The sequence below is a fragment of the Chryseobacterium gwangjuense genome (genome assembly GCF_021311115.1).
GTDB lineage: Bacteria > Bacteroidota > Bacteroidia > Flavobacteriales > Weeksellaceae > Chryseobacterium > Chryseobacterium gwangjuense.
Map to the genome: position 1 here is coordinate 260388 of NZ_JAJTNP010000004.1, position 20771 is coordinate 281158.

A 20771-nucleotide genomic window follows, 5' to 3' on the forward strand; every position below is an offset into this window, starting at 1 on the left:
TATTTATAGCATTCAAAATTATATATTTGTACAATAAGACTAGATAATAAATAAAGTATGAGAATATTAATCATAGGTGAAGGTGGAAGAGAATCTGCTTTGGCAGCAAAACTTCAGAAAGACTCTAGAGTTACTAAAATGTTTTTTGCCAACGGAAACGCTACTACCGATGCAATAGGGAAAAATGTTCATTTATCAGAGATTAAAGAACTTAGAGATTTTGCGATCAAAGAAAAAGTAGACTTAACGATTGTAGGTCCTGAAGCACCTCTTGTTGCAGGTCTGAAGGATGAGTTTAAGAAACATGATCTTAAAGTTTTCGGTCCTACTCAGAAAGTAGCAAGCTTAGAAGGAAGTAAAGCTTTCTCTAAGAAATTTATGCAGACCTATGATATCAAAACAGCAAAAGCTGTCGTATTTGATGCTTATAACGATGCTAAAGAATATATTCAGACACAGCAATATCCATTAGTTGTTAAAGCAAGCGGTCTTGCAGGAGGTAAAGGAGTGGTAATCTGCGAAACATTGGAAGAAGCTGAAGCTACGATTCATGATTTTATGATCAGAAGAGTATTTGGAGATGCAGGTATCCGTATCGTTATCGAAGAATATTTACAAGGTTTTGAAGCTTCAATCATTGCTTTCTCAAACGGTGAAAAACTATTCCCTTGTATCGCTGCTAAAGATTATAAAAGAGCTGGAAAAGGAGATACAGGTCCAAACACAGGAGGTATGGGAACGGTAGCGCCAAGCCCTGAATTTACTCAGGAGCACTATGCTGATTTTGAAAAAAATATTCTTGAACCAACTCTAAAAGGTCTTAAAGGAGAAGGTTTCGGTTTTAAAGGAATCATTTTCTTCGGATTAATGGTGACTAAAAACGGTGCTTACTTACTTGAATACAACATGAGATTCGGAGATCCTGAAACTCAGGTATTGATGGCTCTTATGGAAAACAATCTTCTGGATGTAATCAATGATTGTATGGACGGAAAAGACATCGAGCTTAGATTTAAAGATGAAAAAGCAGTTTGTCTTGTAATGTGTTCAGGAGGTTACCCAAGAAACTTTGAAACAGGATTTGAAATCGTAGGAGAAGACAAAGTGAAACACAGTCAGCTTTTATATGCAGGAGCAATTAAAAAAGGCGATGCAGTTGTTTCTAACGGAGGTAGAGTTCTGAATATCGTAGCTACCGGAGCGACTTACGAAGATGCTCGCAAGAAAGTTTACGAAGATGCAAGTCATGTACATTTCGATTACGGCTTCTACAGAGAAGACATCGGAAAGTTCTAAATAAAAAATCAAAAAAGATTTGGAGAAATCCAGGTCTTTTTTTGTAAAGAATTTAATAGCAGTAAGTTTTAAGCTATAGGCGATAAGCTTTAAAACTCACAAACAACCTACTGCTTAAAGCCTATAGCCTAAAGCATTAATAAAATTTAAAAATGAACAACGGTATTATCATATTAGATTTCGGATCACAGTATAACCAGCTTATCGGAAGAAGAATCCGTGAGATGGGAGTATATTCTGAAATTTTACCTTTCAATACACCATTAGCAACTCTTTTAGAAAAGCAACCAAGAGGAATTATCCTTTCAGGAGGACCAAGTTCTGTAAACGCAGAAAATGCTCACTTAGTTGAAAAAGAATTATATGAGCAAGGAATTCCTGTTTTAGGAATTTGCTACGGGATGCAGCTTACTGCACATCTTTTAGGAGGAAAAGTTCATAAAGGAGTAAAAGGTGAATACGGAAAAGCTCATTTAGAGATCGTAAAAGAATCTTCTTTATTAAAAGGAGTTTCCAACAATTCCGTAGTTTGGATGAGCCACTTTGACGAGGTTGGACAATTGCCTGCAGGTTTTGAATTAAATGCAACATCTGGAGTAATTGCTTCAATGTCAAATGAAGATAAAAAAATCTATTGCGTACAGTTTCACCCGGAAGTTTCTCACACAGAAGAAGGAGGGAAAATGTTAGAAAATTTCGTTTTCGGAATCTGTAATGCAGAAAAGAACTGGAAACTGACCAATTATATTGAAAAAACAGTTGAAGAAATCCGTGAAAAAGTAGGAGATCAAAAAGTGATCTTAGGACTTTCAGGAGGAGTAGACTCTTCTGTAGCGGCAGTTTTGATTCATAAAGCAATCGGAGATCAATTGACTTGTATCTTTGTTGATACTGGTTTATTGAGAAAAGATGAAGGCAAAAAAGTAATGGATAACTATGGAGAACACTTCCATATGAACATTAAAATGGTAGATGCATCTGAAAGATTCCTATCAAAATTAGCCGGAGTTGATGATCCTGAAGCAAAAAGAAAGATCATCGGAAACGAATTTATCCACGTTTTTGATGAAGAATCTCATAAAATTGAAGGGGCAAAATTCTTAGCTCAAGGAACAATTTATCCTGATGTAATTGAAAGTCAGTCTGTAAACGGACCTTCTGCGGTAATTAAATCTCACCACAATGTTGGTGGACTTCCTGAAGATATGGAATTTGAATTGCTTGAGCCTTTAAGAGAACTATTCAAAGATGAAGTAAGAAAAGTAGGAGAAGAACTGGGAATTCCTCATCATTTGGTTCACAGACATCCTTTCCCTGGTCCTGGTTTAGGAATCAGAATTTTAGGTGCTGTAGATGCTGAAAAAGTAAGAATTTTACAAGAAGCTGATGATATTTTCATCGAAGAATTGTACAAAAACGACTTGTATGAAAAAGTTTCTCAGGCTTTCGTAGTACTTCTTCCGGTAAAATCTGTAGGAGTAATGGGAGATGAAAGAACATACGAATATACAGCAGTCGTTCGTTCTGCAAATACCATCGACTTTATGACGGCAACATGGAGCAGACTTCCTTACGAGTTTTTAGATACAGTTTCAAGCAGAATCATCAACGAAGTAAGAGGAATCAACAGAGTAGCTTACGATATTTCAAGCAAACCGCCTGCAACGATCGAGTGGGAATAATTTTTGACTTGAATTTAAATATAAATCCTGCCTTCGGGCGGGATTTTTTTGTTTAATATTTTCTACATTTGTTATATGAAGATAGCATTTCTTGGTCCGCAGGCAAGTTTTACACAATTAGCGGCTTCACAGATATTTCCGGAAGAAGAATTAATACCACAATCCAGTATTTTGGATTGTTTTAACGCCGTAATGAATAATGAGGTAGATAAAGCTGTTGTACCCCTTGAAAACTCGATAGAAGGAACTGTTTCCATGACGTTGGATTACCTGTATAATTTTGATGTTTTTATAGAAACGGAATTGGTAATGCCTATTGCCCATCATTTGATGGTACATCCTGAAAATTCGGTGGTTAAAAAGATCATTTCTCATCCGCAGGCTTTGGCACAAACCTATCATTTTAGACATGAAAATTATCCCGGAATCCCATCTCAGGATTTTAATTCTACTGCTGCTTCTGCAAAACTGGTTTCTGAAAATCCGCATGAAAAGTGGGCTGCAGTAGCTAATCGTTCTGCGGCTAAATTGTATGGATTAAAGATTATTCACGAGAATATTCAGGATTTTGAACAAAATCATACCAAATTTGTGGTAATTTCTAAAAATAAAGAAAACTTAGATCTTACATTTCAAAAGAGTTCAGAAAAAACGTCTCTTATTATTACGCTTCCTGAAGATCACGCAGGAGGGCTGCATCAGGTACTTTCCGTGTTTGCATGGCGAAAAATGAATCTTTCAAAAATTGAAAGCCGTACCCTGAAAACAGGATTGGGAAACTATTTTTTTTTCATCAATGTGGCCAGTGAATGGCATCCTTTATTATCTCAAAATGCGATTGATGAATTGATTGCTCTCAAAGCTAATGTAAAGTTTTTGGGACATTATAATGAGTATCTGTTTGTGGAATAATTATTGTCTTTATACAAGTAGACAGGTAAAGTTTTGAGAGTATTTTTATGATAGCCATTTTAAATATTAAAAATAAAGCGCTTCAAAGTGCAATTCTGACCATTGCATTTTATATTGCTTACTACTTATTGAGCTTATTAGGAGAATATTTTGATAAAACAGGACCTTGTACACCCGGTCTTGGAATTTTACTTTTAATGTTTTTACCTATTGTAACACTTGCTTTGTTGATTGTTAATCTGATTAAATACTATTATTACCATGAAAAGCATTTGAAATACAGTATATTAATTCATGGTTTAGTACTTCTATCTTTATTATGTTTTTACATTTATATTTCAAAAGCTAAAATATAAATTACATACTTTATTTCCATTTTTTGAATACCTTAGACCAACCTATTTTTCAGAATAATTATGTTTGATAAACAGCAACGAAAACTCAAAAGATCAGCCAAGTTATTTTCGGTATTAAGTAAATATGGATTCAAAGATGTATTGGCGAGAATGCAAGGTGGAAAGAAAGTAGATGAAACGTCTGATGAAATTGTTTCCAAAGGAACTGTTTATGAGAGAATTCGGTTGGTATTAGAAGAATTGGGACCAACTTTCGTAAAATTAGGACAAACCTTTAGCAACAGAGAAGATTTGCTTCCTAAAGAATTGATTCAGGAATTACAGAAGCTGCAGGATAAAGTTGATATGGTAGAAATGGATGTTGAGGAAATTCTGGAAAATGAATTCAATATTTCCATTCATGATCATTTTATTGATGTTCAAAAAGATCCGTTGGCAACCGCTTCTATTGCACAGGTGTATAAGGGAATTTTGCTTGATGGAACCGAGGTGATCTTAAAAATTAAAAAACCGAATGTTCAGACGGTTATTGAAGATGATCTCCTGCTGATCAAAGATCTTGAAAAATTGGTTTCCTCTTACTCGGAAATAGGAGAGAAGCTGAACCTGAAACAGGCTATTTCTACGTTTGAAAAGTCTTTGCTGGAAGAAGTTTCATTGATTAACGAAAAAGAAAATATATTACAATTCAGAAGGAATTTCAAAAATAATAAAGAAACCTATGTTCCGAGAGTCTATGAAGAATTTTGCAACAACAATATTCTTTGTATGGAATTTATCGATGGAATAAAAGTCACTGATACTGCTGTTCTTTCAGCAAATGAGATTGATCCTGTTCCTATTTCAGAAGCCGGTTTAAGGCTTTTTGTTTCTCAGATCTTAGATTACGGTTTTTTCCATGCAGATCCTCATGCAGGGAACATTTTAGTAACAAAAGACGGAAAAATTGTTTTTATAGATTTTGGAGCAGTAGGTAAAATTCCGCCTAATGATAAAGAGGTTTTAGAGAATCTGATTGTAAGTTTTGTGGCAAAAAATCCTCACAAAATTGTAAGATATCTGAAAAAAATGGCAATTAGTTACCAAATTCCGGATGAAAGAAGATTTGAAAACGATGTGGAAGATATTCTGAATTTTGTACACAGTTCGTCTTTGAAGGAAATTAATGCTCAGGTGATTATCAACAAAATGAAAGATGTTTTAAAAGATAATCGTTTGTATATGCCGGATTATTTCTATCTTTTATTTAAGGGGATCACTTTGATAGAAGGAGTTGGACGAAGCATTAATCCTGAATTGGATATTGTAAAAAGCTTACAACCTTACACCAAAAAAATATTTACAAGAAAGATCAATCCAAAGAATCTTTTGAAAACCGGAATGGACAGAATGATGAATTTCACCGATAATGTGGATGAAATTCCTAAGGAACTGCGTTCTGTTCTGCAGAAATTGGATGAAAATAAATTCACCGTTTCCAGTGAAATCAAAAATCTTGAAAAAACGAATCAGCTTATTAAGTCAAGTATTGTTAATTTGATTTTAACGATGATTTTAGGCGCAAATATCATTGCAACAGCGATTGTTTTTGTTTCAGAAGCAGGACCAAGAATTGGAGAGTTATCATTGGTTGCTGTTTTAGGATTTATCTTTTCAGTATTTTTAGTGATTGTTATTTTGCTGAGAATTACAAGAAAGTAATTAACTATAATGTTTGTCATGCTGAGCGGAACTAAGTGGACTTTTTTTGAGATTTTTCCTTCATCGGAATGACAAACTTGGCTTTTTAAAGTATCAAAAAAACTTCCATCTTCCAACATCCAACACCCATCATAAAAATTGTCTATCTTTGCAAAATGGAAAAACTCACTTTTGCAGATTTTGACCTTCCGGTTAAAATTCTTGATGTTTTAGCAGATTTAGAATTATTTGAACCCACTCCAATTCAGGAAAAAAGCTTGAAACCGATCCTTTCAGGAAGAGATGTAATGGGAATTGCTCAAACCGGAACAGGAAAAACGTTAGCTTATCTTTTACCGGTTTTAAAAACATGGAAATACAACAAATCCGGAAACCCAACGGTTGTAGTATTGGTTCCAACGAGAGAATTGGTAGTTCAGGTTACAGAAATTATTGAAAAATTAACGGAAAATATTACTGCAAGAGTTATCGGAATTTACGGAGGTAAAAATATCAATACACAAAAGTTGTTGTTTAACGATGGTTGTGATATTTTGGTAGGAACTCCAGGAAGAGTAATGGATTTGTCTATTGACAATGCGATTTCATTAAAAGAAGTTCAAAAATTAATCATTGACGAGTTTGATGAAATGCTGAATTTAGGTTTCAGACCTCAGTTGACGCATATCTTTGAAATGATGAAAGAGAAAAGACAGAATATTCTGTTTTCTGCTACCATGACCGAAGCTGTTGATGATATGCTGGATGAGTATTTTGCAAGTCCTGTTGAAATTTCATTGGCAAAATCGGGAACACCTCTTGAAAAAATAGAACAGATTGCTTATAAAGTTGAAAATTTCAATACTAAGATTAATTTGCTGGAAAACTTATTGAAAAACCAGGACGATATGTCCAAGGTGTTGATTTTCAATAATAACAAGAAGCATGCGGATTTGTTATTCACCAAAATTGATGAGCTTTTCCCTGAACAGTTTGATGTGATTCACTCCAACAAATCTCAGAATTACAGATTGAAGGCGATGAAACGTTTTGAGAACGAAGAAATCAGAGGTTTGATTACTACGGATGTAATGGCGAGAGGTTTGGATATTTCTGATATTACCCACGTTATTAACTTTGAAACTCCTGATATTCCGGAGCAATACATTCACAGAATCGGTAGAACAGGTAGAGCTGATAAAGACGGTAAAGCAATAACTTTCGTAACAAAAAAAGAAGAACCGTTGATTCTTGATATCGAATTGTTGATGGATAAAGATCTAATATTCATCGATTTCCCTGAAGAAGTGAAAATCAACCCTAAGAAAATTGCTTCTGAGGAAGATCAAGTTGTCATGAAAAACCCTGCACAAGTCAAATTGAATGAAGGAGGAGGAGCTTTTCATGAGAAAAAAGATAAAAATAAAAAAGAAAACTGGGGTGGACCTTCAAAAAGAAAGGCACCGAAAAAGTTTGGAGCGAACAGAGCACAGCAAAAATCAATCTCTAAATCTAAGAGAAAGAAATAAAATAAAAAACTCCCTCAGATTGAGGGAGTTTTTTATTCGAATCTTATTTTATTATTACTTAAAATTTCTTTGAACCTATCTGTTTTACCTTCATCTTTCATTTTCTTATAAATATAGCTGATAATTTTTTCAGCATCAGTCCGGTAAGGTGATTTTTGATCAGTATAGATATTATATGCTTTTGCCATGTAATTTAAAGATTTTTCATTGTCTTTTAAATATTCATAATAAATCTGACCAATTCCATAGTAGACTTCTGCATCACCGGGATGTACTTTATCAAGAGCTAAATAAGAATCAATAGCTTTTTGATACTCCTTTTTGTAAATATATGCCATGGCGATGTTCTGTAATGGCATTTTACCTTTAGGATCTATTTCCAAAGATTTTTTATAGGCATTTAATGCATTATCATATTCTCCAATTCTTCTATAACAAAGTCCCATATTATCCCAAGCATAAATAAATTTAGGATCTTTTTCTAATGCCAATTGATAGTTTTTAATAGCGTCTTTCCAATCTTCTTTTTCTGATGCTTCAATTGCTTTATTATAAAATTTAAGAGCATCATTATTTTGAGTCATTACATCCTTCTTGCTTTCTGCTGCATTTACTAAAATTTTTAGTCTTGAACAATTCTTCATTAATTGACTTTCAATTTCATAGTAAGCCTTTTTGTAATCATCAGATTCGGGATTTGAATTAATAGTTATATTGACTTTCTTATCTTTTATTTTACCGCTTTCAATATCGGCATTTGTTTTTGCAAGATTTTTACTCATAGAATATACAAGTACATTTTTATCAATACATGAACTAATCTCCTTGTTTATAGAATCTTTTATTTTATTATATCCATTTATTGAATCAATACATTTACAAGCTTTTTCAGAAATTTCTTTTAGAATTTCAGACTCTGTCGGGAGTTTATCTTTTTCTTTCTGCCCAAAAAGCAAAGTGCAAATGAAAATTGGAATTAAAATGGTTATTCGTTTTTTTATCATAGTTAAAATTTATTTCATATAAGGATTCATGACAGAAGTCCAAAGTTTATAACCTTCAGGTGTCATATGTAACCTATCTTCTACAAAAAGTTCATTTCGGATTTTGCCATTTGCATCATTCATAACGCCTGTAATGTCTATAAATTCTGAATTCTTTTGTTTTTTCATGAATTTAGCAATTTTTTTATTGGCTTCCTTCATTTGTGGCCATAGCTTTTCTCTGCTTGGCGAATACTTTATCGAAATATAATCAACTTCTATCTTTGGGAATTTCTGACGAACTTTTTGGTAGAACTTTTTAAATCTTTGAACGACAACATCAGCTTTTAGCTTATCATCATCAGCAAAATCGTTTTCACCACAATAAATAATAATCTGTTTAGGATGATAGTTTAAAAGGTCATCTGCAAAATAATTAAGATCGGTCAGTCTAGAACCGCCAAAACCTCTGTTAATAATTGTTTTGGTCGGAAAATAAGTTGCAATATCCGTCCATTTTGTGAAAGATGAACTTCCTATCAAAAGAATGGCATCTTGAGGTGGAGGATTTTCCTGATCTAATTTTTTGAAATTTTGAATGTCTTGCCAGAACATGGGCTTTTTTTCCTGAGAAAAGAAAAGGGCAAAAGTCAGCAATAAGAATGCTGATAACATCTTCTTCATTGTTTCTAATTTTGTAGGATAAAGGTATAAAAAAACTCCCGTTTTTTCGGGAGTTAGTGTATTTGTTATCTTTTGTATGATGTGTAAACGAGATCGTTTACTCCGTCTCCGTTATAATCATAAGCGTTGAATAATTCTAAAACTTTAAGTTCAGAGCTTGATAAAATCTCTACCTTATATGGTCGGTTATTATCATTGTTATACTTTATGTTAAGAAGTTTAGTTTCTGTGTCATAAGTATATTTACCTTCACTTTTACCATTAACTTTACAATCTGCACCTGTACCTCCGTAATAGGTATATGAAGTAGAGTAGTCAATACTAAAAGAAGTAATATCTTTTGTACTGCATCCAGTTACAGGGGTAGTTAAAAGAACAGTTTTATTATCTTTTCCTGATACAATTTCCGTTTTACTTGTCTTCCAATCTCCTTTTAGAGTATCTAATTCATATGCTTGCATATCATCGTCTTCACAAGAAGTAAGCGCCAAAGCTGAAAAGGCAAATAAAAGTAGCTGTTTTTTCATTTTCACAAATTTAAGAATGTGCTAAAATATAAATAAATTTGTAATATCAGTAATGAAATAAAGGTTTTTTAAATGAATGTTTGTAAAAAAACTAATTTTGGTTGGAAGATGGATGCAGGAAGTCTATTATTATATACCAGTTAATATTTTTTAACCCCATAAAATAAACCTCCATCATCCAACTTTAAGCCTCTAGCTTATTAATAACTCATTTCTACAATTTTATAAGCATCTTGTGGAGTCAGCTTTTTGTATTCTCCTAAACCTATCCAGTTTCTGTCTGTGAAAGCTTTTTCTACTTTTTCAGCAGTTCCCTTATAATCTTCTGTATATTCTGAAAGTTTAGTCTGGATATCTAAGCTATGGAAGAACTCTTCCAGTTTTTTAATTCCAAGCTCTGCTTTTTCTTCTAGAGAACCTTCTTTGATTCCCCAAACTCTTTCTGCATACTGAGCCAGTTTACCTTTTTTAGTTTCAAAATTATAACGGTAATGTGAAGGAGCTATGATAGCTAATGTTCTTGCGTGGTCAATTCCGAAATATGCGGTTAATTCATGTCCCATTGCATGAACTGCCCAGTCTGTAATCACGCCTTTCTGAATTAATCCGTTAAGAGCCATTGTACAGCACCACATAAAGTTGCCAGCTGCTTCATAATTAAATTCATCAGACAATACTTTTGGAGCGGTTTCCTGCAGGCTGATCAATATACTTTCAGCAATTCTTTCCTGTAAATCTGCAGAAGACGGAGCGGTCATATATTGTTCCAACACATGAGTATAAGCATCCGTTAATCCGTTTACGAGTTGGTTTTTAGGAATAGATCTTACCACTTCCGGATCTAAAACAGAGAATTGTGGAAAAAGTCCGGGACCTCCGGAAGAAAGTTTTTCATTGGTTTCTCTTCTTGAAATAACATATCCTGAATTCATTTCGGAACCTGTTGCCGGTAATGTTAAAATACTTCCGAAAGGCATTCCTTCTCCTTCAAAAGTTCTTACCGATTTTTTCAGAATATCCCAAGGTTCACCATTGTAATTGGCTGCAGCAGAAAGGAATTTTGTTCCGTCAATTACAGAACCGCCGCCAACTGCCAATAGAAAAGTGATGCCTTTGTCTTTAATAGATTGTAAGGCATTCATTAAAACTTCATATTCAGGATTAGCAGGAACACCTCCGAATTCGTATACATCATGATCATTTAAAGCTTCTTTCACCTGATCGTAAACACCGTTGTTTTTGATGCTTCCGCCTCCGTAGATCATTAATATTTTTGCATCTTTAGGAATTTCGTTTGAAATCTTAGCAATTTCACCTTTTCCGAATAGTATTTTTGTTGGGTTTTTAAACTCAAAATTAAGCATTGTTCTTACATTTTTTGTAACCCAAATGTACGGAATGCTTTCTCAAAAATAAGTTAAGATTATTTTAAAATTCCAATGATTATTTTAAGATATACCTATTGAAATTTTGCTTTTATTTCTTCTAAACTATAAACAACTGGTATCACTTCTTTTCCATTTAATGTTTTTTAGGAGCGAGATATTCAAGTGCTTCAGGGCCTTTTAGCATGGCCATAATAACCCCTAAAATAATAACGCCTATAAAAAGAATAATTACACCAACTATGATTAGGCCAATCAAAGCTAAAACTCGTAAAATAACAGCCTTTAAAGGTTTGTCGTTATAAAACTCTTTGAAAAAAAAGACCAATAATAGCGGTGTTAAAAGTAAAGAAATCATACTGACATTGTAAAATGTAGCCGGATGGTCTTTTAAAAAGAATAATATAGGATAGAATAATACAATAAGTGACAGGGTGTAAAATGAAAGAACATAAGAATTGATTACAATATGTTCATAGTAATTATGCCCCCATTTTTTGAAGGATAAATAGGTGAAAAAAGAGAAAAACGGAATAGATAACAGCATGATAAAAGAATTATACGACGTTACAACCGACATATAATCATGCATGAATTGAGAATTGGCAGCAGCAGCATATTTTTCACTTTGAAAATATTTCACAATAACATCTGCCATTCCTAATATTTTATAGGAAATAAATGCCGAAATACCACTTAATACAAATGCTAATAAAATCGGTTTGTAATGATTGACTCTATTTCCGTCAATAAATTCACGGGCAGTTTTCCCCGGGTTTTTGAGGATATTTTTTACGGAATATAAAAAACCTTTATTGGTATGAATAAAAGTATATTGTACTTCATCCCAAATATACTTTCTATCGATTCTTTTATATTTTTTTTGTCCACAATTCCCACAAAAATTTGTTGTAATGGGTTGACTACAGTTGAGACAATTTGATTCCATGTTGAAAAGCTTTTAGAGGTTTTACTATTGAAGATTTCTGGACTTTATTTCCTGATTGATTTGTGTAAGTACGATGAGAGTAGGGAGTAAAGTAATGAAACTGCCAATAGCAGGAGTCAGGAGAGCAAATTTTTTAGTGGAAACAGCCAGATAAAAAAGGATACAAAAAGCAATCAGCAAAAGGATAGCTATACCAATGGTAATTCCTTGTACTTTTTTTTTCTGGGCATAGAGCTGCTCAAGTGTTAATTCTTTGAATTTTTGGTTTTTCATAGTTTTTGTAAAATAGTAAAAACGAAACTATTAAAAAACAAGTAGAAAAACAAAATTAAATTCAGTTAATGTTGGTGAATATGGAAAAATAGTTTGCTTTTATCTTAGATTATGATATTTTATTCAGGTAATAACTGCTATTGGCAATCACTGCTTTTAAAATAAATTCCTTTACTTTTTGAGTCAATTTTCCCGGTTTTTCGGTTAATTTTAACTAGAAATGATTCTTTTGTAGGCGGACAATTTTTTGATTTTGAAAGATACATGGTAATGTAATGATCTTCAATTTTATAAGCTCCGCCTGAGATGTCAGAAGAATCAAATACAAAACCATAGGTTTGAGCCACTAAAATAGCCTCCGGAAGATTATCAATAAAGCCAATAAAGTTTCTAAGCTGCTGCTCGGTCGAGAAATATTTAGACTGACTATTTTCGCAGGCAATAAGGAAAGTAAAACAATTTTCACCTAAGCATTTCTGGAAAAAACCTTTTTCCGGAGCGGGATCGTTAATGGTCATATATTCCGGCGTCTGACTTTCATAAATGATGGCTTTATCAGGATCCGGATTGTTATGAAATACAGACCAATACTCATATTTTTTATCAGGAAACATAAAAGGGTAGAGTAGCTCCGTATTGTCTAAGATTTCGGGAATTTTTTTGAAATCAGACGGAACTGTAAGTTGGGAAAGGAATAAACCTGGTAACAAACAAGCAATGATTAAAATAATTCGCATAAATATTTTCTCTGATGAATTAATACCAATTAAACTATTTGAATACAATTTTGTAATATCCTTTTTCATCTGTTACATCGATGTTGACTCCCGTAAACGTTAGTTTATTAATTTGATAGCCATCACAGCCTCCTTTAAATTCCGATGACTGAATTGCAAAATCAAAATTTTTAAGATTAGAATTGAATTTGTAGTTTTTTGTACCATTATAAGCACCCACATTTTCTAAGATGACCTTATCATCGGAAGTTTTGGTCAGTTGTATCGTGGTTTGGTTCTCTTCCACAACCGAATATGAGGCTAGAGTTCCGTTGGTAATCAGGTTTTCACCATTGGAATTAACAAATTCAAAAACGATCGGTTGAGGAGCATTATAACAATCGTCACCACAAGCGGTGAAAAGAAATGCTATGAGAAGGAATATGAATATTTTTTTCATTGGATTAATTTCTGTGAAAAGTAAAATTAATCATTAATGCCATGTAATCAAAATTAGAATGGACCTGAATTATTAGAGCGACTCCTAAATATTTTCAAAACTTGTGCAAGTTGATAATCCGTAATATCAAAATCATCAACATTAATTTCTATTTTTTCGCTGTTATGAAAAAAATATAAATAATTACTTTCAGGTTGGTAATCCTTTTCCATTAATACAAATGATGATTTGGGATATTTTTTTTATTTCAGTAATAATTTTAAAAATAAAATAACCTGTAAATGTGCTAAGTATAATCAACATAAATATTACTGTTCCGTTGAGTTTGAATTTAAGACCTAAAAGAAAAAATACCCCCAAAATCATAAAAATACTATAAGTCGCAATAGCAACAATTCTGCCTGAACGCGAATATTTAATAATAACTTCTTCTGGAAGTGTATTGTCATCATATTCAATTTTTTCATCCCTATGAATAGAGTATTCTCTATGAATAAAAACCCCATTAATAAAAGTACCAATAAAGAAAATAAATGAAAGGGGAATAAAATATTGTAATAAATAAACACCTATTAAAAAAGCTAAAATTCCTAAGATTGCGTAAAAAATGATTCCAAATTTCATGTATGATTATAGTTTTTTGCGAAGATACATATAAACTTAATTTACTCTAGATTCATAAAAAATATTTCCATTTCGTGATATTTGGGACTCTGTTAAATTGTAATGATCTTCATGAAATTTAATTATTTTTAATGTAAAAACAGGATTAATTCAGACCAAAATCTCCTACATTTGTTATATGATACACGACCAACGCACAGAAAAATTCAGGCAGATGGTGGAAAATAAGTTCCAGATCTACAATTCATTATTTATGAGTTTGCCTTATGATAAGATGACCAATATTGGGATGCTTCTTCCGTTTTTATATGAAGAAAGCAAAACAGGGTATGAAGCAGGAAAAACTCCTGAAGAAATCTTAGAAGAATTTTTTAAACATCATACCGACTTACAGACAGACGAGCAGAAACTTGAACTGCTTTTTAAGATTATACAATATATTGAGCGACAGGTAGTATTATTCGATAGCATTGAGGATGCAGCCTTTCCTGTGCTTCATTCCGAAAGTGATAACGGAACAGTAACTAATCTATTTGAACGTTCATTGCAGGATCATAAGCTTGAAGAGGTACGGAAAAAATTAAAGGATTTTACAGTGAAGGTCGTTTTTACTGCGCATCCTACCCAGTTTTATCCTAATTCGGTACAGAGAATCCTTCATGATTTGAGAAATGCAATTACAACAGATTCTATCACCAATATTGACATGTTGCTGCAGCAATTAGGAAAAACACCTTTTGTAAATAAAGAGAAACCGACTCCTATTGATGAGGCGATGAGTATCATTTATTATTTACGATATGTGTATTATGATACGATAGGAGAACTTTTTACTAAAATAAAATCTGCATTTGGAAACGATCATTTTCATCTTCATGAAGATCTGATTCAGTTAGGCTTTTGGCCGGGAGGTGACCGAGATGGAAATCCTTTTGTAACTGCTGAAGTAACAAAACGAGTAGCAGAAGAATTGAGATCTGCTATTTTGAAAGCGTATTACAATAATCTTAAATTGGTCAGAAGAAGATTAAGTTTCAGAGGAGTGTCCGAAGTATTGGGAGTGTTGAGTACAGAATTATATACCGCTATTTTCAGAAATGAAAAAATTGAGGCAGAAGATATTATTAAAAGATTGAATGAAGCGGAAGAAATTCTGGTTACGCAGCACAATTCCTTATTTATCAATTTATTGACGGAGTTTAAAGATCGAGTTAAAATTTTCGGAACGCACTTCGCAACATTGGATGTAAGACAGGATAGCAGAATTCATCAGAAGGTGATTGATGAAGTGTTTGCGAAAGTGTATGGAAATATTGAAGCAAGTAATGAGGATAAGTTTAACAAATTGATCCAAATTTCAGAAAAAGTAAATCCGGATGATTTTGATGATATTGTAAAAGACACTCTTCTCACGGTTTCTCAAATTACAGAAATTCAGCAGATGAATGGCTTGAGAGGAATGAATCGTTATATTATTTCAAATTCGGATGCTGTAAAAGATGTAATGAATGTATATGCATTCTTCAAAATCTGTGGGTATCAGGACGAAGATATTAATATGGATATCGTTCCGCTTTTTGAAACCATGGAAGGGTTGGATAATGCTGAAAAGGTAATGAGTGAATTGTATCAGAATCCGGTTTATAAAAAACATCTTGAAAAGAGAGGAAATCAGCAAACGATAATGCTTGGTTTTTCAGATGGAACAAAAGACGGAGGTTATCTGAAAGCAAACTGGGAGATTTATAAAGCTAAAGAAGTTCTTACAAAACTTTCCGAACAAAACGGAATTAAAGTAGTGTTTTTTGATGGTAGAGGAGGACCACCCGCAAGAGGAGGCGGAAAAACCCACGATTTCTATGCTTCTCAAGGCAAAACAATCGCCAATAATAAGATCGAATTAACGATTCAGGGACAAACGATTACCAGTATTTTTGGAAATAAAGAACAGGCAAAATACAATTTCGAACAGCTTCTAACAGCTGGAGTGGAGAATGATGTCTTTAAAAACGCTAAAAAAGATCTTACAGAAAAAGAAAGAGCGTTAATTATTGAGTTGGCGAATATCAGTTATCAGAAATACTCAGATCTGAAAGCCCATCCGATGTTTGTTCCTTATCTTCAGGAAATGAGTACGCTCGAATATTACGGAAAAACCAATATTGGTAGCCGTCCGTCAAAAAGAGGGGGCGGAAATGAGTTGAAATTTGAAGATTTGAGGGCAATTCCTTTCGTTGGATCATGGTCGCAGTTAAAACAAAATGTTCCCGGATTCTTTGGATTTGGGTTTGCTATACAGCAGATGAAAGAACAAGGAAGATTTGAAGAAGTGAAAGAATTGTACAAAGGTTCGGATTTCTTTAAAACTTTAGTTTTAAACTCAATGATGAGTATGAATAAATCGTATTTTCCATTGACTTCCTATATCAAGGATAATCCGAAATTTGGAGCATTTTGGAATGTTTTATTTGAAGAATATCAATTGTCTAAAGAAACAATGCTTGAATTGACAGGGTTTACAATGCTTCAGGAAGAAGATCCATTATCCAGAAAATCCGTGATGATTCGCGAGAAAATTGTTCTTCCGTTACTGAGTATTCAACAGTATGCTTTAATGAAAATTCAAAAAGGCGAAGGTGATGTGGAAGCATATGGAAAACTGGTGACACGATCTTTGTTCGGAAATATTAATGCGAGTCGAAACTCAGCTTAAAAAATAAAAGCCTGTTCAACATGAGAACAGGCTTTTTTATTGATTTAAATTTATGTATTCAGTAAAGTAATTCCGTTTAGGTCTGCTTTACCACTTTTCAAAAATTCATAGGTTATGCGGTCAGCGTGGCAATCAACAAAATGAATATTTTTCAGGTTTTTGCATTTAAAAAAGGTGTTGACAAGTTTAGCATTTTGAAAAGTTACTTTTTTAAATGAGCAATTTTCAAAAGAGCAATCTTCTACTGTGCCTTCAAAAATAATATCATTGAGATGAGTTTCAACAAAGGATGTGCGATTCCATATCGTATTGATCATTGTGTTTTTTTCGAAACCGCCGGAATGTATTGTCATTCCTGTACAATCGGAACCGGTAAGATCACAATTGTAAATATAGCTTCCCGAAAATTTGGCTTCTCTCAGTGAGCAATTCTTAAATTGATTATTGGCTAAATGAGAACGCTGGAAGTTGCTGTTGCTGATATCAGAACCTGAAAAATCACAATGATCAACATTATTGTTTTTAAGAATAAGGGAAGATAGATCTGAACCAATAAATTTGCAACGTTGCATATTTGAAGAACTGAATTTTTCGTTCAGGTTCTTTAACCCTGAAAAATCTGCATCTATCCAGTTTCCGGACGACATATTCCATTTAGGTTTATGAGGTACAGTTTCAATATTTTGTATCTCTACAGGTTTTGAGGAGGGTTGTTCATTGGAGGGAGATTGAAAATTTTCAGAGAAATAATTAAGGTCGACTCCTAAAACTTCCGCAAGACGGTTGCAGGTAATAATATCCGGAACAGATTCTCCGCGTTCCCATTTTCCTACCGCTTGTGGACTTACAAAAAGAAGTTCAGAAATTTGTGCCTGAGACATATTTGCCTCTTTTCTTGCTTTGGCAATTTTGTTACCAATAATTTTTGTATTTAACATAGGTGTAATTTTTCTTTGTTTTTGATACCGCAAAGATATTTACATCGATTTTCAGGAGTAGATAAAAGGCGGCTACTCTTAGTTGTAATCACGCTATTTTTGGTTGTTATTGACAACTGTGGGTTGTTTTTGCTAAAAAAATACTTTTCCCGACCCTTGATTTTATTCTTTTATAAATTTCTCATAATAAACTCTATCCTTCGTTTGAATTTTCAGGTAATAAACTCCTTTGGCAAAATGCTCGACCTTCACAGATTTTTGGTTATTAACTTTAGTAATTAATCGTCCTAAATTATCATAAACTTCCAAAAAGACGACATCGCTTTCTGAAGCAATATTTAAAATGTTTTTAACAGGATTAGGAAAAATTGCAACAGAATTTTTCTTAACGAGTTCAGAAGTATTTAAAACTGAATTATAAAAATTTCCAAAATTAAGAATTCCATACCCCATTTGATCGGTATGGGTAGGATATAAAGAAGCTGTTTGCTGGAGTTTAGTTTTCATCAAATCCCTGTTCATGGTGGAAAAAGCCTGCATAAGACAAGCAACTCCTCCTGCGGCAATTGGGGTTGCAATGGATGTTCCTGAAACAGTAATAAGTGTTCCGTTATTAACTGTCGTAGAATTTGTTCCTCTTGCAGCAGCATCCGGTTTTGTAATTCCTGCAGAATTTGGACCGTATGAAGAAAATGGTGACGACAGATTAGCATCATCTACAGATCCAATGGTGAAAACTTTTGCATTGTCTGCGGGTGTTGTGATGTAATGCCAAGGTTGCTCTCCTGAATTTCCTGCAGCAATAAGAACAAAAATTCCTTTATTAACTGCAATCTCAGCTCCTCGTGCAATGAAGGACGTATTTCCGTTCATATGGGTGTACGAATAACTGTATTTTGGATCGTCGAAAGCAGCATATCCTAAAGATGTGGTAATAAGATCAACTCCTTTTCTATCTGCTTCTTCCGCTGCTTCAATCCAATACATTTCTTCTTCCGGGATTTCTACGGCAGTGTTTTCGCTTCGGTATAGGTAAAAATCAGCATCAGGAGCAGATCCTACAAAAGAGTCCTGAAGATATCCTCCGATGGCTCCCAGAACCACAGAACCATGATTGTTTAAGGAAGTATTATAAAGATCGGTACCTTTTGATACAAAATCATATCCTCCTTTGATTTGATTATTCGTCCATAACCTTGAAAAAGCAGCACCAGTATTTACCCAGGGAAATCCTGTGTCTATTACAGCAATGGTAACGCCTGTTCCGGTATATCCTGCAAGATGTAAAGGTTTAAGATTAATTTGATCTATTTGTGCCAAACCGGAACCATAATTGAAGACGGTTGAAATGTTGTTGGTTTGTTCAATAGTTTCCCATTTATTTTGGTTCTGAATTTTTACGGTTAATGAAGAATTTTTTGCAAAACTTTGTACAGACTGCACAAAAGGAAGCGTTTTTATAAGGTTGACTTGTGCCTGATTTACCGTAACGGCAACACCATTCAGCCATTTGGAATAATCAGTAACCGGAATGCCTAAATTCTGTATACTTTGTATATAAGACTGTTCGATTGGAGCGTCCTGATCGTTGAGAGCGATACCAAGAGAAGTTCTTCTGTTTAAGGACTTTTGAGTTAATTCTGATAAGGGATTTGCATAAAATGCTGCTTTATTCGGTTTGCCATTAAAATAAACAAAAACAAGTTCCGTCTGAGCGGAAAATGTAGAGCAAATTGCTAAAAAACAAAAAGATAGAAATCTATTCATGCATTTATTTTGGATAAAGATAAAACAAAATCAATAAAATTTTTGAAAGGATATTAAATTCCTTATTTTTACAGAAATAATTTATTACAAAATCATCTCATGATCATTTTATGTAAGCCGATATTGAGAATTTGGATGATTGCGTAGGATTAAACAATAAAATTTATATATGAAAAAAATTCAGATGGTTGACTTGCAAAGTCAGTATTACAAAATAAAGAACGAGGTAGATAATGCAGTTTTAAATGTAATGGATTCAGCGGCTTTTATCAATGGTCCTGAAGTAAAGTCTTTCCAGAATGAATTGGAGTCTTATTTAGATGTAAAACATGTGATTCCTTGTGCAAACGGAACAGATGCTTTACAGATTGCTTTAATGGCATTAGATTTACAGGAAGGTGATGAGGTAATCACAGCAGATTTTACTTTTGCGGCGACAGTAGAGGTAATTCATTTGCTTAAACTTAAATCTGTTTTAGTAGACGTAGATTACGATACATTTACGATTTCAACAGAAGCTATTAAAAAAGCAATTACTCCAAGAACAAAAGCGATCATTCCGGTTCATATCTTCGGACAATGCGCTAATATGGAAGAAATTCTGAAAATTGCTGAAGAAAATAATTTATACGTTATCGAAGATAACGCACAGGCAATTGGTGCTGATTATACTTTTGCTGACGGAACCGTAAAAAAATCGGGAACGATGGCAACAGTTGGGACAACTTCGTTTTTTCCATCTAAAAACTTAGGTTGCTATGGTGATGGAGGCGCAATTTTTACCAATAATGATGAATTGGCACATCGTTTAAGAGGGATTGTTAATCATGGAATGTATGAAAGATATTATCATGATGAAGTAGGGGTAAACTCTCGTTTAGATAGTATTCAGGCAGCTGTATTAAGAAAAAAACTTCCTCATTTGGATTCTTATAACGAGGCAAGAAGAAAAGCAGCTGATTTTTATGATGAAGCTTTTGCTGGTAATTCTAATATTCTAACTCCGAAAAGAGATGAAGATTCTACTCACGTTTTCCACCAATATACATTGAGGATTTTGAATGGTAAGCGTAATGAATTACAGAAATTCTTAACGGAAAAAGAAATTCCCGCAATGATTTACTATCCTGTAGCTTTGAGAAAACAAAAAGCATACTATCAGGAAAGTAATGATGCTGATTTTGTATATACGGATAAGCTGTTGGATCAGGTGATTTCTCTTCCAATGCATACTGAATTGGACGATGAACAGTTGAAGTATATTACGGATGCTGTGTTGGAGTTTATGGGATAATTT

Annotated in this window: 19 protein-coding genes; 8 read left to right on the top strand and 11 right to left on the bottom strand. The window is 33.5% G+C overall.

The genetic code is table 11. The features are described from left to right. Positions 1–57: 57 nt before the first annotated feature. From purD to LV842_RS09925, 6 genes are all read left to right on the top strand, one after another. Positions 58–1296 (top strand): phosphoribosylamine--glycine ligase, encoded by a 1239-nt coding sequence (gene purD / locus LV842_RS09900; protein WP_233111285.1) that lies wholly within the window; start codon positions 58–60, stop codon positions 1294–1296. Between the two features lie 152 nt (positions 1297–1448). Further along, positions 1449–2978: a glutamine-hydrolyzing GMP synthase gene (guaA, locus tag LV842_RS09905; RefSeq protein ID WP_039365852.1), complete on the top strand. Its 1530-nt coding sequence runs from the start codon at positions 1449–1451 to the stop codon at positions 2976–2978. 75 nt (positions 2979–3053) lie between these two features. Beyond that, the gene (pheA, locus tag LV842_RS09910; RefSeq protein WP_233111286.1) at positions 3054–3890 is read left to right on the top strand and encodes a prephenate dehydratase; all 837 of its coding nucleotides are present in this window, start codon (positions 3054–3056) and stop codon (positions 3888–3890) included. 47 nt (positions 3891–3937) lie between these two features. After that, positions 3938–4246 carry a hypothetical protein gene (locus LV842_RS09915; protein ID WP_233111287.1) on the top strand — a complete coding sequence of 103 codons (309 nt, stop codon included), beginning with the start codon at positions 3938–3940 and terminating at the stop codon, positions 4244–4246. 60 nt (positions 4247–4306) lie between these two features. Continuing rightward, complete coding sequence (locus LV842_RS09920) at positions 4307–5947, top strand: ABC1 kinase family protein (RefSeq protein ID WP_233111288.1); 1641 nt, start codon at positions 4307–4309, stop codon at positions 5945–5947. A gap of 155 nt (positions 5948–6102) precedes the next feature. Then, positions 6103–7455, top strand: a complete 1353-nt coding sequence (locus tag LV842_RS09925) for a DEAD/DEAH box helicase (RefSeq protein WP_233111289.1) — start codon at positions 6103–6105, stop codon at positions 7453–7455. Positions 7456–7487: 32 nt separating this feature from the next. Here LV842_RS09925 and LV842_RS09930 read toward each other — a convergent pair whose 3' ends face one another. The 9 genes from LV842_RS09930 to LV842_RS09970 all read right to left on the bottom strand — a co-directional run bounded on the left by LV842_RS09930 (position 7488) and on the right by LV842_RS09970 (position 14056). After that, a complete protein-coding gene (locus tag LV842_RS09930; protein WP_233111290.1) occupies positions 7488–8459 on the bottom strand; it encodes a tetratricopeptide repeat protein in 972 nt (323 codons plus the stop codon). Between the two features lie 9 nt (positions 8460–8468). Further along, the gene (locus tag LV842_RS09935) at positions 8469–9122 is read right to left on the bottom strand and encodes a GDSL-type esterase/lipase family protein (protein ID WP_233111291.1); all 654 of its coding nucleotides are present in this window, start codon (positions 9120–9122) and stop codon (positions 8469–8471) included. Between the two features lie 65 nt (positions 9123–9187). After that, a complete protein-coding gene (locus tag LV842_RS09940; RefSeq protein ID WP_233111292.1) occupies positions 9188–9649 on the bottom strand; it encodes a lipocalin-like domain-containing protein in 462 nt (153 codons plus the stop codon). Between the two features lie 200 nt (positions 9650–9849). Beyond that, positions 9850–11013, bottom strand: coding sequence for an iron-containing alcohol dehydrogenase (locus LV842_RS09945; protein WP_233111293.1), 1164 nt, complete (start codon positions 11011–11013; stop codon positions 9850–9852). Positions 11014–11170: 157 nt separating this feature from the next. Continuing rightward, positions 11171–11983: a DUF3667 domain-containing protein gene (locus tag LV842_RS09950; protein ID WP_233111294.1), complete on the bottom strand. Its 813-nt coding sequence runs from the start codon at positions 11981–11983 to the stop codon at positions 11171–11173. Positions 11984–12007: 24 nt separating this feature from the next. Beyond that, positions 12008–12256, bottom strand: coding sequence for a hypothetical protein (locus LV842_RS09955; protein WP_233111295.1), 249 nt, complete (start codon positions 12254–12256; stop codon positions 12008–12010). A gap of 137 nt (positions 12257–12393) precedes the next feature. Then, on the bottom strand, positions 12394–13062 hold the full coding sequence (locus LV842_RS09960) for a hypothetical protein (protein WP_233111296.1): 669 nt from the start codon (positions 13060–13062) through the stop codon (positions 12394–12396). Next, a complete protein-coding gene (locus tag LV842_RS09965; RefSeq protein WP_233111297.1) occupies positions 13028–13432 on the bottom strand; it encodes a putative periplasmic lipoprotein in 405 nt (134 codons plus the stop codon). Before LV842_RS09965 ends, LV842_RS09960 begins: the two co-directional genes overlap by 35 nt. A 189-nt stretch (positions 13433–13621) precedes the next feature. Continuing rightward, positions 13622–14056, bottom strand: a complete 435-nt coding sequence (locus LV842_RS09970; RefSeq protein ID WP_233111298.1) for a hypothetical protein — start codon at positions 14054–14056, stop codon at positions 13622–13624. Between the two features lie 178 nt (positions 14057–14234). Here LV842_RS09970 and LV842_RS09975 point away from each other — a divergent pair, with 178 nt between their 5' ends. After that, the gene (locus LV842_RS09975) at positions 14235–16769 is read left to right on the top strand and encodes a phosphoenolpyruvate carboxylase (RefSeq protein WP_233111299.1); all 2535 of its coding nucleotides are present in this window, start codon (positions 14235–14237) and stop codon (positions 16767–16769) included. A 50-nt stretch (positions 16770–16819) separates the two neighbouring features. Here LV842_RS09975 and LV842_RS09980 read toward each other — a convergent pair whose 3' ends face one another. Together LV842_RS09980 and LV842_RS09985 are read right to left on the bottom strand one after the other, a co-directional pair. Further along, positions 16820–17707, bottom strand: a complete 888-nt coding sequence (locus tag LV842_RS09980; protein WP_233111300.1) for a pentapeptide repeat-containing protein — start codon at positions 17705–17707, stop codon at positions 16820–16822. Positions 17708–17869: 162 nt separating this feature from the next. Beyond that, positions 17870–19474 carry a S8/S53 family peptidase gene (locus LV842_RS09985; RefSeq protein WP_233111301.1) on the bottom strand — a complete coding sequence of 535 codons (1605 nt, stop codon included), beginning with the start codon at positions 19472–19474 and terminating at the stop codon, positions 17870–17872. A 169-nt stretch (positions 19475–19643) separates the two neighbouring features. On the opposite strand from LV842_RS09985, the gene LV842_RS09990 reads away from it, so the two are divergent. After that, entirely contained in the window at positions 19644–20768 is a 1125-nt protein-coding gene (locus LV842_RS09990) for a DegT/DnrJ/EryC1/StrS family aminotransferase (RefSeq protein WP_233111302.1), read from the top strand. The last annotated feature ends 3 nt before the right edge of the window (positions 20769–20771 follow it).